At 59.3% G+C, this 13,840-nt stretch carries 10 protein-coding genes; 9 read left to right on the top strand and 1 reads right to left on the bottom strand.

Annotation, left to right across the window (positions count from 1 at the left end; translation table 11 throughout):
* The first annotated feature begins 64 nt into the window (after positions 1–64).
* The 8 genes from dnaE to ispD all read left to right on the top strand — a co-directional run bounded on the left by dnaE (position 65) and on the right by ispD (position 11,643).
* On the top strand, positions 65–3,586 hold the full coding sequence (gene dnaE, locus AC1Q8Q_RS01315) for a DNA polymerase III subunit alpha (RefSeq protein WP_020799856.1): 3,522 nt from the start codon (positions 65–67) through the stop codon (positions 3,584–3,586).
* A 140-nt stretch (positions 3,587–3,726) separates the two neighbouring features.
* Positions 3,727–4,674 carry an acetyl-CoA carboxylase carboxyltransferase subunit alpha gene (locus AC1Q8Q_RS01310; RefSeq protein ID WP_008057327.1) on the top strand — a complete coding sequence of 316 codons (948 nt, stop codon included), beginning with the start codon at positions 3,727–3,729 and terminating at the stop codon, positions 4,672–4,674.
* Between the two features lie 126 nt (positions 4,675–4,800).
* Positions 4,801–6,129, top strand: coding sequence for a tRNA lysidine(34) synthetase TilS (gene tilS / locus AC1Q8Q_RS01305; protein ID WP_492614753.1), 1,329 nt, complete (start codon positions 4,801–4,803; stop codon positions 6,127–6,129).
* A 274-nt stretch (positions 6,130–6,403) separates the two neighbouring features.
* On the top strand, positions 6,404–8,035 hold the full coding sequence (gene pyrG, locus AC1Q8Q_RS01300; RefSeq protein ID WP_020795983.1) for a CTP synthase: 1,632 nt from the start codon (positions 6,404–6,406) through the stop codon (positions 8,033–8,035).
* Positions 8,036–8,040: 5 nt separating this feature from the next.
* Entirely contained in the window at positions 8,041–8,886 is an 846-nt protein-coding gene (kdsA, locus tag AC1Q8Q_RS01295; RefSeq protein WP_020795984.1) for a 3-deoxy-8-phosphooctulonate synthase, read from the top strand.
* 156 nt (positions 8,887–9,042) lie between these two features.
* Positions 9,043–10,332, top strand: coding sequence for a phosphopyruvate hydratase (eno, locus tag AC1Q8Q_RS01290; protein ID WP_008057334.1), 1,290 nt, complete (start codon positions 9,043–9,045; stop codon positions 10,330–10,332).
* 328 nt (positions 10,333–10,660) lie between these two features.
* The gene (gene ftsB / locus AC1Q8Q_RS01285) at positions 10,661–10,939 is read left to right on the top strand and encodes a cell division protein FtsB (RefSeq protein ID WP_008057335.1); all 279 of its coding nucleotides are present in this window, start codon (positions 10,661–10,663) and stop codon (positions 10,937–10,939) included.
* On the top strand, positions 10,936–11,643 hold the full coding sequence (gene ispD / locus AC1Q8Q_RS01280) for a 2-C-methyl-D-erythritol 4-phosphate cytidylyltransferase (protein ID WP_020795985.1): 708 nt from the start codon (positions 10,936–10,938) through the stop codon (positions 11,641–11,643). Before ftsB ends, ispD begins: the two co-directional genes overlap by 4 nt.
* A gap of 77 nt (positions 11,644–11,720) precedes the next feature.
* Here ispD and AC1Q8Q_RS01275 read toward each other — a convergent pair whose 3' ends face one another.
* Positions 11,721–12,617 (bottom strand): LysR family transcriptional regulator, encoded by an 897-nt coding sequence (locus tag AC1Q8Q_RS01275; protein ID WP_489327537.1) that lies wholly within the window; start codon positions 12,615–12,617, stop codon positions 11,721–11,723.
* Positions 12,618–12,724: 107 nt separating this feature from the next.
* On the opposite strand from AC1Q8Q_RS01275, the gene AC1Q8Q_RS01270 reads away from it, so the two are divergent.
* Complete coding sequence (locus tag AC1Q8Q_RS01270; RefSeq protein WP_020795987.1) at positions 12,725–13,837, top strand: S-(hydroxymethyl)glutathione dehydrogenase/class III alcohol dehydrogenase; 1,113 nt, start codon at positions 12,725–12,727, stop codon at positions 13,835–13,837.
* The last annotated feature ends 3 nt before the right edge of the window (positions 13,838–13,840 follow it).

Raw genomic sequence — 13,840 nt, 5'->3', positions numbered from 1 at the left:
TTTTTTTACCAAGGCCCGGTACAATCCGGGCCTTGTTGTTTTCATGACTTAACGCAGGATCACTATGCCGGCTTCATTCGTTCACCTACGCCTGCACACTGAATACTCCCTGGTCGACGGTCTGGTGCGGATCAAACCGCTGGTCAAGACCCTGGTCGGCATGAACATGCCTGCCGTAGCGGTCACTGACCAGAACAACATGTGTTCCCTGGTCAAATTCTATAAAAACGCCATGGGTGCCGGGATCAAGCCGATCTGCGGCGCTGACCTGTGGCTGTCGAACAAGGACCCGGATAACCCCCTGAGCCGGATCAGCCTGCTGGTGATGAACGCCGCGGGTTATCGCAACCTCACCGAATTGATTTCTCGCGGGTTCATCGAGGGTCAGCGCAATGGCTCGATCATCATTGAGCGCGAATGGGTGGCCGAGGCCAGCGATGGCCTGATCATGCTGTCTGCGGCCAAAGAGGGCGAGATCGGCCAGGCCATGCTCAGTGGTAACCCGCAAGAAGCGGAAAACCTGGCGCGTGAATGGATGGCCGTGTTTCCGGATCGCTTCTATCTGGAAATCCAGCGCACCAACCGCCCCAACGATGAAGAACAACTGCATGGCGCCGTGGCGTTGGCCGAGAAAATCGGCGCACCGCTGGTCGCGACCAACGACGTGCGTTTCCTCAAACAGGAAGATTTCGCCGCCCACGAAACCCGCGTGTGCATCGGCGAGGGCCGTGCCCTCGACGACCCGCGACGATCGAAGAACTACAGCGATCAGCAGTATCTCAAAAGCGCCGAGGAAATGGCCGAGCTGTTCAGCGACATTCCCGAGGCGCTGGAAAACACCGTCGAGATCGCCAAGCGCTGCAACATCGAGGTCAAGCTGGGCACGCACTTCCTGCCCAATTTCCCAATCCCCGATGGCATGACCATCGATGAGTATTTCCGCAAAGTTTCGTTCGATGGCCTGGAAGAGCGGCTCTCCGTCCTGCTGCCCAAGGACACCACCGAAGACTATGAGGCCAAGCGTCAGGTCTACGTCGACCGGTTGAATTTCGAGCTGGATATCATCATCCAGATGGGCTTCCCCGGTTACTTCCTGATCGTGATGGACTTTATCCAGTGGGCCAAGAACAACGGCGTGCCGGTAGGCCCCGGCCGGGGGTCGGGTGCCGGCTCGCTGGTGGCCTACGTGCAGAAGATCACCGACCTCGACCCGCTGGAATATGACCTGCTGTTCGAACGTTTCCTTAACCCGGAACGGGTCTCCATGCCCGACTTCGACGTCGACTTCTGCATGGACGGTCGCGACCGGGTGATCGACTACGTGGCTGAAAAATACGGCCGTAACGCCGTAAGCCAGATCATCACCTTCGGTTCCATGGCGGCGAAAGCGGTGGTCCGTGACGTGGCGCGGGTGCAGGGCAAGTCCTACGGCCTGGCGGATCGCCTGTCGAAGATGATCCCGTTCGAAGTTGGCATGACCCTGGAAAAGGCCTACGAACAGGAAGAGATCCTGCGTGACTTCATCAAGGTCGATGAAGAAGCCGCAGAAATCTGGGAGATGGCCCGCAAACTTGAAGGCGTTGTGCGAAACGTCGGCAAGCACGCCGGTGGCGTGGTGATCGCGCCGACCAAACTGACGGACTTCTCGCCGATCTATTGCGACGAAGCCGGCGATGGCCTGGTAACCCAGTTCGACAAGGACGACGTGGAGGCGGCCGGCCTGGTGAAGTTCGACTTCCTCGGCCTACGAACCCTGACGATCATCGACTGGGCGCTGAAGACCATCAACCGCGACCGCGCCAAGGTCAACGAACCGCCGTTGGACATTGCGTTCATCCCGCTGGACGACAAACCGACCTATCAGCTGCTGCAAAAAGCTGAAACCACCGCGGTGTTCCAGCTTGAATCGCGCGGCATGAAAGAGCTGATCAAAAAGCTCAAGCCCGACTGCCTCGAAGACCTTATCGCATTGGTGGCCCTGTTCCGTCCGGGCCCGCTGCAATCGGGCATGGTGGACGACTTCATCAACCGTAAGCACGGTCGCGCCGAGCTGGCGTACCCGCACTCCGACTATCAGTACGAAGGCCTCAAGCCCGTATTGGCCCCGACCTACGGCATCATCCTGTATCAGGAACAGGTGATGCAGATCGCCCAGGTCATGGCCGGCTACACCCTCGGCGGTGCGGACATGCTGCGTCGGGCGATGGGTAAGAAAAAGCCCGAGGAAATGGCCAAGCAGCGCGGCGGTTTCATTGAAGGTTGTGCCACCAACAACATCGATGCGGACCTTGCCGGTAACATTTTCGACCTGGTAGAAAAATTCGCCGGTTATGGCTTCAACAAATCCCACTCCGCGGCCTATGGCCTGGTGTCATACCAGACCGCGTGGCTGAAAGCGCACTACCCGGCACCGTTCATGGCCGCAGTGCTCTCGGCGGACATGCACAACACCGACAAGGTCGTGACCTTGATCGAAGAAGTGCGCACGATGAAGCTGCGTCTCGACGCGCCGGACGTGAACACTTCCGAGTTCAAGTTCACGGTAAACGACGAAGGTCGGATCATCTATGGCCTGGGCGCAATCAAGGGGGTGGGCGAGGGCCCGGTAGAGGCGATCACCGAGGCGCGGCTGGACGGTCCCTTCAAGGACCTGTTCGATTTTTGCGCCCGGGTTGACCTCAAGCGCATCAACAAACGGACCCTCGACGGCTTGATCCGCAGCGGTGCGCTGGATCGCCTGGGGCCGTACTTCCATGACGAAGCCAAAGCCTACCAGGCCAATATCGACCGTAACCGCGCGGTCTTGCTGACCGCGATGGAAGAGGCAATCAAGGCCGCCGAGCAAACTGCCCGGACCCACGACAGCGGCCATGCCGACCTGTTTGGCGGGCTGTTCGTGGAAGAAGACGCTGACGTCTACGCCAATCATCGCAAAGCCAAGGAACTGACCCTCAAGGAACGTCTCAAGGGCGAGAAAGACACCCTGGGCCTGTACCTGACCGGTCACCCGATCGACGAATACGAAGGCGAAATCCGCCGTTTCGCCCGCCAGCGCATCATCGACCTCAAGCCGGCGCGCGATACCCAGACCGTTGCCGGCATGATCATCGCCCTGCGGGTGATGAAGAATAAAAAGGGCGACAAGATGGGCTTCATCACCCTCGACGACCGTTCGGGGCGGATCGAAGCATCGCTGTTTGCCGATGCGTTCCATTCCGCGCAATCGCTGTTGCAGACCGATGCGATGGTGGTGGTCGAAGGCGAAGTCAGCAACGACGACTTCTCCGGCGGCCTGCGGTTACGGGTCAAGCGGGTGATGAGCATGGAAGATGCGCGCACCAACCTGGCCGAAAGCCTGCGCCTGAAGCTGCATGCCAAGGATCTCAAGGGCGATCAGCTACGCTGGCTGGGTGAGCTGTTGAAGCGTCACCGCGGTGCGTGCCCGATTACCATGGACTACACCAGTCCCGATGCGAAAGCCTTGCTGCAGTTCGGCGAAGGCTGGCGAATCGACCCGGCGGATGCGTTGATTCAAGCCCTGCGTGACCAGTTCGGGCGAGACAACGTCTTCCTCCAATACCGTTAAGGTCAGGGTGACATTACGCAACCCTGGGCTTGAGCAGAATTTTTAATCTCGACCTTAGCGCGCCTCTCCCTTATGGTAGGGCGCGAATAGACAACCGGCCGGCCCAAGCTCCCTTGGACGCCGACCCAAGACGGACGCCTATGAACCCGAATTTTCTGGATTTCGAACAGCCGATCGCCGACCTGCAAGCCAAGATCGAAGAGTTGCGCTTGGTCGGTAATGACAATTCGCTGAATATCGGCGATGAGATCTCCCGCCTGCAAGACAAGAGCAGCACGTTGACCGAAGACATCTTCGGCAAGCTGACCAGCTGGCAGATCGCGCGTCTGGCGCGTCACCCGAAGCGTCCATATACCCTGGACTACATCGAACACATCTTCACCGAGTTCGATGAGCTGCACGGCGACCGCCACTTCTCCGACGACGCCGCCATCGTCGGTGGTATTGCCCGTCTGGAGGACCAGCCTGTGATGGTCATCGGCCACCAGAAAGGCCGCGAAGTACGCGAAAAAGTTCGCCGTAACTTCGGCATGCCGCGTCCGGAAGGCTACCGCAAGGCTTGCCGCCTGATGGAAATGGCCGAGCGTTTCAAGATGCCGATCCTGACCTTCATCGACACCCCGGGCGCCTACCCCGGCATCGACGCCGAAGAGCGTAACCAGAGCGAAGCGATTGCCTGGAACCTGCGCGTGATGGCGCGCCTGAAAACCCCAATCATCGCCACCGTGATCGGTGAGGGTGGTTCCGGTGGTGCGCTGGCGATCGGTGTTTGCGATCAGCTGAACATGCTGCAGTACTCGACCTACGCGGTGATCTCGCCGGAAGGTTGCGCATCGATCCTGTGGAAAACCGCCGAGAAAGCCCCGGACGCCGCTGAAGCCATGGGCATCACCGCCGAGCGCCTCAAAGGCCTGGGTATCGTGGATAAAGTGATCGGCGAGCCCCTGGGTGGCGCTCACCGTGACCCGGCGGCTGCGGCTGCATCGATCCGTGCCGAGCTGAGCACGCAACTGGCGATGCTGAAGAAGCTCGACCACAAGGCGCTGTTGGATCGTCGTTACGAGCGTCTGATGAGCTACGGTCTGTAACAGACCTCGCGGTACCCTTGTAGGAGCTGCCGCAGGCTGCGATCTTTTGATCTTGCTTTTTCAAGATCAAAAGATCGCAGCCTGCGGCAGCTCCTACAGTGGATTTATGTGAAGTGATCGATCTCTATGAATCCTTTCAATATCGATCTATCTGCCAGGCTCCTGCTGAATCTAAAGCCGTGGCGCAACGCCACAACCTGGCGCATCGCCTTCTCCGGTGGTCTCGATTCCACCGTCCTCCTGCACCTTCTCGCACACCTCGCGAAAACCCAGTCCCTGCCTGCGCTCAGCGCCATCCATGTCCATCACGGCCTTCAGGCTGTGGCCGACGCATGGCCGGATCACTGTCAGTCGGTCTGTGGTGCGTTGGGCGTGCCGCTGCACGTCGTCCGCGTGCAAGTGCAACCCGGCGCCAGCCTCGAGCGAGCCGCCCGCGATGCACGTTATGCGGCGTTCAGTGAGGTCACTCAAGCCGATGAAGTGCTGCTGACGGCCCAGCACCGTGACGATCAGGCGGAAACCTTGCTGTTTCGCTTGTTGCGCGGCGCCGGGGTAAGGGGTCTGTCGGGGATGCCGCGCCAGCGTCCTCTGGGAAAAGGGTATCTGCTACGACCCATGCTCGATGTTACGCGCGCTGAGCTGGAAGCCTATGCATCGGAACACAAGCTGAGCTGGATCGAGGATCCTTCCAATCAAGACCGGCAGTTCTCGCGCAATTACCTGCGTCATCAGGTGTTCCCGGCATTGACTGCGCGGTGGCCACAGGCACTCGTGACCATGGCTCGCAGTGCTGCGCATCTCAGTGAGGCGCAGGGATTGCTCGATGATCTTGCGCAAATCGACTTGAGCCAGGCGAACACGCCAAGTGATTTCGATTGGCTGGGTCTGCCGTCGCTCGACCTCGCTCCCTTGGAAAAACTCTCCGCCGCTCGCCAGCGCAATGCGCTCAGCCATTGGCTCGAACCCCTGACCCGACTGCCGGACAGTGACCATTGGTCGGGTTGGGTCGATTTACGCGATGCCACCGGCGATGCCCGGCCGATCTGGCGCCTCGCCGATGGCCAGCTGCACCGGGCGGGTGGGCGTATCTGGTGGTTATCCGGTGCCTGGTTGCGCGCGGTGCCCGCGCCTGGAGCATGGCTTGAACCCGCGCAGCCGCTGGTGTTGCCCGATAACGGCGTACTCACGCTCAGTGGACAAATCCCCGCAGGCATACTGCAGATCCGCTATCGTGAGGGGGGTGAGGTGATGGATCTGCCGGGTCGTGGGCATCGCGATCTCAAGCGCTTGCTCAATGAAACCGCGGTGCCGCAGTTCGTGCGCGGCAGATTGCCGCTGCTGTACAAGGGCGAGCAATTGCTGGCGGTGGCGAACCTGCCGGGGTTGGACGGCAAGGCCCAGGGTGACTGGCATTTACATTGGCAACCACCAGGCGAAGATCAAGGTTTGAGCTGAAAGGGGCTTTCCGGTAGACTACGCTCCCTTCTTGATACAACTTCTGTGGATTCGCCTGAATTGCAGGAGTTGCCGATTACCAAGCAGTCTTTGCTGGGCGATTCCAAAAAATGTGTAGCGAGCAACGAACCGGTGTTTCATTTCCCGGTCTGTCCCAACGCGGCGGTTTTTTTGAAAGGTGCACTGTGATTAATGCAGGTGATCGGGGGCTTCGGCCTTCCTTCGCTTTCCCCGGCGGCTCGGACCGCTTTAACGCAGACTTCTAGGGTTTTTCATGACGCGCTACATATTCGTCACGGGCGGTGTTGTTTCTTCATTGGGGAAAGGCATTGCATCGGCATCATTGGCGGCCATCCTGGAGGCGCGGGGACTTAAGGTCACCATGCTGAAGCTGGACCCGTACATCAACGTCGACCCGGGCACCATGAGCCCGTTCCAGCACGGTGAAGTGTTCGTCACCCACGACGGCGCCGAGACCGACCTGGACCTGGGCCACTACGAGCGGTTCATCCGCACGACCATGACCCAGAACAACAACTTCACCACCGGCCGTGTCTACGAACACGTGCTGCGCAAGGAGCGTCGTGGTGACTACCTGGGTGCAACCATCCAGGTGATCCCGCACATCACCGACGAAATCAAGCGCCGCATCATCAAGGGCGCCGGCGATGCCGACGTGGCGATGGTCGAGATCGGTGGCACCGTGGGTGACATCGAGTCGCAACCGTTCCTCGAAGCCATCCGCCAGTTGCGTTTCGAAGTCGGCGCCAAGCGCGCGATGCTGATGCACCTGACGCTGGTGCCGTACATCGCCACTGCCGGCGAAACCAAAACCAAGCCAACCCAGCACTCGGTCAAGGAGCTGCGCTCCATCGGCCTGCAACCAGACGTGCTGGTGTGCCGCTCCGATCACCCGATCGATGTTTCTTCGCGTCGCAAGATCGCGCAGTTCACCAACGTTGAAGAACGTGCGGTGATCGCGCTGGAAGACGCCGACACCATCTACAAGATCCCGGGCATCCTGCACTCCCAGGGCCTGGACGATTTCGTCGTCGAACGTTTCGGCCTGCAATGCGGCGGTGCCGACCTGTCCGAATGGGAAGCCGTGGTCGACGCCAAGCTCAACCCTGAGCACGAAGTCACCATCGCCATGGTCGGCAAGTACATGGAGCTGCTGGATGCGTACAAATCGCTGATCGAAGCGATGAGCCACGCCGGTATCAGCAACCGCACCAAGGTCAACCTGCGCTACATCGATTCCGAAGACATCGAGAACCAGGGCACCGCTCTGCTCGAAGGCGTCGACGCGATCCTGGTGCCTGGCGGCTTCGGCCTGCGTGGCGTGGAAGGCAAGATCACTGCCGTCCAGTACGCTCGCGAAAACAAGGTTCCATACCTGGGCATCTGCCTGGGCATGCAGGTGGCCGTGATCGAGTTCGCTCGTAACGTGTTGGGCTGGAAAGACGCCAACTCCACCGAGTTCGATCGTGCCAGCGGTCACCCGGTCGTGGGCCTGATCACCGAGTGGGAAGATGCCACCGGCGCCGTCGAAACCCGTACCGAAGCCTCGGACCTGGGCGGCACCATGCGCCTCGGCGCGCAGGATTGCCTGCTGGAGCCGGGTTCCCTGGTCCATGACTGCTACGGCAAGGACGTGATCGTCGAGCGTCACCGTCATCGCTACGAAGTGAACAACAACCTGCTGCCGCAGATCATCGAAGCCGGCCTGAAAATCTCCGGCCGTTCCGGCGATGGCGCTCTGGTTGAAGTGGTTGAAGCCCCGGATCATCCATGGTTCGTCGCCTGCCAGTTCCACCCTGAGTTCACCTCGACGCCTCGCGACGGCCACCCGTTGTTCAGCGGTTTCGTTAAAGCAGCTTTGGCTCAACACCAGAAGAAGGCTTGAACCCCATGGCGCAGAAGATCATCCGCGTAGGCGATATCGAGATTGCCAACGACAAGCCAATGGTTTTGTTCGGTGGCATGAACGTGCTGGAAAGCCGCGACATGGCGATGCAGGTCTGTGAAGAGTACGTGAAGGTTACCCAGAAACTGGGTATCCCTTACGTGTTCAAGGCCAGCTTCGACAAGGCTAACCGTTCCTCCGTGACCTCTTACCGTGGTCCCGGCCTGGAAGAGGGCATGCGGATTTTCCAGGACATCAAGCAAGCCTTCGGCGTGCCGATCATCACCGACGTCCACGAGCCGGAGCAGGCCGCGGTCGTCGCTGAAGTCTGTGAGATCATCCAGCTGCCGGCCTTCCTGTCTCGCCAGACCGACCTCGTGGTCGCGATGGCCAAGACCGGCGCGGTGATCAACATCAAGAAAGCCCAGTTCCTCGCACCTCATGAAATGAAACACATCCTGAGTAAGTGCGTGGAAGCGGGTAACGATCAGTTGATCCTCTGCGAGCGTGGTTCGAGCTTCGGCTACAACAACCTGGTCGTCGACATGCTCGGCTTCGGCATCATGAAGCAGTTCGAATACCCGGTGTTCTTCGACGTGACCCACGCGCTGCAAATGCCTGGCGGTCGTTCCGACTCCGCCGGTGGGCGTCGCGCCCAGGTCACCGACCTGGCCAAGGCCGGCATGAGCCAGTCCCTGGCGGGCCTGTTCCTCGAAGCCCACCCGGATCCGGACAACGCCAAGTGCGACGGTCCTTGCGCCTTGCGCCTGGACAAACTGGAGCCATTCCTGGCCCAGCTCAAAGCCCTGGACGAACTGGTGAAGAGTTTTCCGACGGTAGAAACCGCGTAATCCTCAATTCTCCGGTAAAGTACCGCACGATTTAATGCTCAGGCCCTCGGGCCTGATCCTTATCGTCCGCAAGCCTGCCCGCTGCAACTCACTTGCCGACGGTAAAAGATTTCCTCTAGCTGCGTCGTTTTCGTCAACTTTGGAGTGTTTACAACAATGGCTAAAATCGTCGACATCAAAGGTCGTGAAGTTCTCGACTCCCGTGGCAATCCCACCGTGGAAGCGGATGTGCTTCTCGATAACGGCATCATCGGCAGCGCTTGCGCGCCGTCCGGTGCTTCCACTGGCTCGCGTGAAGCGCTCGAGCTGCGTGATGGCGACAAGAGCCGTTACCTGGGCAAGGGTGTACTCAAGGCCGTGGCCAACATCAACGGTCCGATCAAAGACCTGTTGAAAGGCATGGACCCAAGCGACCAGAAAGCCCTCGACCTGGCGATGATCAAGCTCGACGGTACTGAAAACAAAGGTTCCCTGGGCGCCAACGCGATCCTCGCCGTTTCCCTGGCCGCGGCCAAGGCAGCAGCACAGGACCAGGACCTGCCGCTGTACGCGCACATCGCCAACCTGAACGGCACCCCGGGTGTTTACTCGATGCCGGTTCCGATGATGAACATCATCAACGGTGGCGAGCACGCCGATAACAACGTCGACATCCAGGAATTCATGGTGCAGCCGGTTGGCGCCAAGTCTTTCTCGGAAGGCCTGCGCATGGGCACCGAGATTTTCCATCACCTCAAGGCTGTTCTGAAGGCCCGTGGCCTGAGCACTGCAGTGGGCGACGAAGGTGGTTTCGCACCTAACCTGGCTTCCAACGAAGACGCTTTGAAAGTGATCTCCGAAGCTGTGGCCAACGCCGGTTACACCTTGGGCACCGACGTGACCCTGGCCCTGGACTGTGCAGCCAGCGAATTCTACGAAGACGGCAAGTACAACCTGTCCGGCGAAGGCCAGGTGTTCACCGCTGAAGGTTTCGCCGACTACCTGAAAGGCCTGACCGAGCGTTACCCGATCATCTCCATCGAAGATGGCCTGGACGAGTCCGACTGGGCTGGCTGGAAAATCCTCACCGACAAGATCGGCGAGAAGACCCAGCTGGTAGGCGATGACCTGTTCGTAACCAACACCAAGATCTTGAAAGAAGGCATCGACAAGAAGATCGCCAACTCGATCCTGATCAAGTTCAACCAGATCGGCACCCTGACCGAAACCCTGGAAGCCATCCAGATGGCCAAGGCCGCCGGTTACACCGCCGTGATCTCGCACCGTTCGGGCGAAACCGAAGATTCGACCATTGCCGACCTGGCCGTGGGCACTTCGGCTGGCCAGATCAAGACCGGCTCCCTGTGCCGTTCCGACCGCGTTTCCAAGTACAACCAACTGCTGCGTATCGAAGAGCAGTTGAACGGTAAAGCCAAGTACAACGGCCGCAGCGAATTCCGCGGTTGATAGAGTGCCGTGCCTCGCCAATACTGCTCATTTTTGACGGTGCCTGTTGTCGTCATACTGCGTTGCCGCTCCTCGCCATAGCCAGCTATGACTCGTCGCGGCGCCTTGTCTGACAACAACAGTCACTCGTCAAAAAGGAGCGTATTGGTGAGGCACGGCACTGGCTGGTAAAAAAGACACCGGATTGTGTCGGAAAAATCGCAACAGCGACGCTTTTGCCACTAATCTGATGCCTTGAAAGCACAAGCCTGGTTCTTCCAGGCTTCGTGCTATCAGTAGCTTCACGTTTTGGTATGGCTGTCTTTTTTCACTGGATACCTGATATTCGATGCGCAGTCCCAATTGGTTGTTTCTCGTCTTGCTCCTGTTGCTGGCTGGCCTGCAATACCGCCTGTGGGTGGGTAATGGCAGTCTGGCGCAAGTGGCTGAGCTGACGCAGCAGATTGCGGATCAGCAGGCCGAGAACCAGACATTGCTGGAACGTAATCGCGTGATGGACGCGGAAGTCAGTGAGTTGAAAAAGGGCATGGAGACCGTTGAAGAGCGGGCTCGCCATGAGTTGGGCATGGTCAAGGACGGTGAAACCCTTTACCAGTTGGCGCAATGAACCTGTCTCTGCCGGCCTTCTGGGCCGTGATTCCTGCCGCGGGCGTCGGTGCCCGTATGGCCGCGGACCGTCCCAAGCAATACTTGCAACTGGGCGGGCGCACTATTCTCGAACACAGCCTTGGCTGTTTTCTCGATCATCCTTGCCTGAAAGGCCTGGTGGTCAGTCTTGCTGTTGATGATCCTTATTGGTCGAGCCTGACGCTTGCCGGCGATCCGCGTATAACACGGGTCGAGGGTGGCGCCGAGCGTTCCGGATCGGTGCTCAACGCATTGCTGCATTTGCATGCCCAAGGTGCCGATGATGAGGATTGGGTGTTGGTTCACGATGCCGCACGGCCAAACCTGAGTCGGAACGATCTGGACAAGCTGCTGGCGGAGTTGGCGGATGATCCTGTCGGTGGACTGCTGGCGGTTCCGGCGCGGGATACGCTCAAACGGGTCGACAAGCACGGTCGTGTGGTCGAAACCGTGGATCGCAGTGTGATCTGGCAGGCCTACACGCCGCAGATGTTTCGCCTCGGTGCGTTGCATCGGGCATTGGCGGACAGCCTGGTGGCTGATGCCGTGATTACCGATGAGGCTTCCGCCATGGAGTGGGCGGGGCTGGCACCGCGCTTGATTGAAGGACGGTCGGACAACCTCAAGGTTACTCGCCCTGAAGACCTCGAGTGGTTGAGACAACGTTGGGCCAACCGCCGCTAAAAGATCGCAGCCTGCGGCAGCTCCTACAGTAGACCGCATTCAATGTAGGAGCTGCCGCAGGCTGCGATCTTTTGATCTTAGGTTCGATACTCCGGCCTCTCGGCCAACCCCTCCTTCAAATAATCCACCAGCTTGCGCACCTTCGGCGACAAATGCCGCTGCTGCGGATACAGCGCCCAAACAGCTGTATTCGGCGGTTGATGGGCTTCGAGCAACGAAATCAACGCGCCGCTTTTCAGGTGCTCCAGCACGTAATAGTCCGGCAGCTGACACAACCCCACACCCTGTAGCGCCGCGTCCAGCACCGCTTGCCCACTGTTGCACCGCCAGTTTCCCTGGACTCGCTGGGAAAATTCCCGCCTGTTCTGTTCCAGTTGCCAGAGGTCCGAGCTGCCAACAAGACAATTGTGCCGGCTCAGTTCCGACAAGCTGTGTGGTCGACCATAGCGTTCCAGGTAGGACGGCGACGCACAGAGGAACATGCGCCGAGGAGCGAGGCGGGTGGCGACCAGTCGTGAGTCCTGCAGGCGCCCCAGGCGGATCGCCAGGTCCAGGCCTTCATGCACCAGGTCGAGTTGTCGATTGCTCAGTTCGATGTCGATCCGCAGTTGTGGATATAGCCCCATGAAACGGGTCACCAGCGGCACAATGAAACGTTCGCCGTACGCCACGGCACAGGTCATGCGCAACATGCCCTTGGGTTCGCTGGTCAGGTCACCGACCGCTCGCAGCGCTTCTTCGCGGCCATCCTGCAAACGCTGACAATGTTGCAGAAAGGTTTGCCCAGCCTCGGTCAGCGTGACCCGCCGGGTGCTGCGATAGAGCAGGCGGGTTTGCAGGCGCTCTTCGAGGCGTACGATTTGTCGACTGATGTGCGAGGAAGAAACCCCCAGGCGTTCGGCCGCGGCAGTGAACTGACTGCATTCGGCGACAGCCACAAATTCGTCGATACCTTCCCAGCGGTTTTCCGACATCGAAGATTATCCCTGTGCAGCAATAATGTTTTGCTTTTGTCCTGATTATTCACCGTAAGGCGATGTATTACACTCCTTGTCTCGTTTTTTTTCACTGGAGAATCACCATGATCAAGTCGCGCGCCGCCGTTGCCTTCGAGGCCAAGAAACCTCTGGAGATCGTTGAAGTCGATGTCGCCATGCCCAAGGCCGGTGAAGTGTTGCTGCGCGTGGTGGCTTCCGGTGTCTGCCATACCGATGCCTACACCCTCTCGGGCGCTGACCCGGAAGGCATTTTCCCGTCCATCCTCGGTCACGAAGGCGGGGCTATCGTCGAAGCGATCGGCGAAGGCGTGACCTCGGTGGCGGTTGGCGATCATGTGATCCCGCTGTACACCCCGGAATGCCGTCAGTGCAAATTCTGCCTGTCGGGCAAAACCAACCTCTGCCAGGCGATTCGCGCAACCCAGGGCAAAGGCCTGATGCCGGACGGCACAACTCGTTTTTCCTACAAGGGCCAGCCGATTTTCCACTACATGGGGACTTCGACTTTCTCCGAGTACACCGTGCTGCCGGAAATTTCCGTGGCCAAGATCGCCAAGGAAGCGCCGCTGGAAAAAGTCTGCCTGTTGGGTTGTGGTGTCACCACCGGCATCGGCGCCGTGTTGAACACGGCCAAGGTGAAACCGGGTGATACCGTGGCCATTTTCGGCCTCGGCGGTATTGGTCTGTCGGCCATCATCGGCGCAGTTAAAGCCAAGGCGGCACGGATCATCGCCATCGACATCAACCCGGCCAAATTCGAGATCGCCAAGCAGCTGGGTGCAACCGATTGTGTAAACCCGAAAGACTTCGACCGTCCGATCCAGGAAGTCATAGTCGACATGACCGACGGCGGCGTCGACTTTTCCTTTGAGTGCATCGGCAATGTGCAACTGATGCGTGCTGCCCTCGAGTGCTGCCACAAGGGTTGGGGCGAGTCGGTAATCATCGGTGTAGCCGGTGCTGGCCAGGAAATTTCCACCCGTCCGTTCCAACTGGTCACCGGTCGCGTCTGGCGCGGTTCGGCGTTCGGCGGCGTGCGCGGCCGTACTGAATTGCCGAGCTACGTGGAAATGGCCGAGACCGGTGAGATCCCGCTGGATACCTTCATCACCCACACCATGGGCCTGGAAGATATCAACAAGGCGTTTGACCTGATGCATGAAGGCAAGAGCATCCGTTCCGTCATTCATTTCTGAGGT

The sequence above is a fragment of the Pseudomonas sp. GW823-FHT06B06 genome, from assembly GCF_058795195.1.
Note: the sequence above shows the minus strand (reverse complement) of the source record. Positions and strands in the feature narration are given on the sequence as shown.

Excerpts from the sequence above, each read along its gene's own strand:
- dnaE (WP_020799856.1), top strand. The coding sequence starts at position 65 with ATGCCGGCTTCATTCGTTCACCTACGCCTGCACACTGAATACTCCCTG.
- AC1Q8Q_RS01310 (WP_008057327.1), top strand. The coding sequence starts at position 3,727 with ATGAACCCGAATTTTCTGGATTTCGAACAGCCGATCGCCGACCTGCAA.
- tilS (WP_492614753.1), top strand. The coding sequence starts at position 4,801 with ATGAATCCTTTCAATATCGATCTATCTGCCAGGCTCCTGCTGAATCTA.
- pyrG (WP_020795983.1), top strand. The coding sequence starts at position 6,404 with ATGACGCGCTACATATTCGTCACGGGCGGTGTTGTTTCTTCATTGGGG.
- kdsA (WP_020795984.1), top strand. The coding sequence starts at position 8,041 with ATGGCGCAGAAGATCATCCGCGTAGGCGATATCGAGATTGCCAACGAC.
- eno (WP_008057334.1), top strand. The coding sequence starts at position 9,043 with ATGGCTAAAATCGTCGACATCAAAGGTCGTGAAGTTCTCGACTCCCGT.
- ftsB (WP_008057335.1), top strand. The coding sequence starts at position 10,661 with ATGCGCAGTCCCAATTGGTTGTTTCTCGTCTTGCTCCTGTTGCTGGCT.
- ispD (WP_020795985.1), top strand. The coding sequence starts at position 10,936 with ATGAACCTGTCTCTGCCGGCCTTCTGGGCCGTGATTCCTGCCGCGGGC.
- AC1Q8Q_RS01275 (WP_489327537.1), bottom strand. The coding sequence starts at position 12,617 with ATGTCGGAAAACCGCTGGGAAGGTATCGACGAATTTGTGGCTGTCGCC.
- AC1Q8Q_RS01270 (WP_020795987.1), top strand. The coding sequence starts at position 12,725 with ATGATCAAGTCGCGCGCCGCCGTTGCCTTCGAGGCCAAGAAACCTCTG.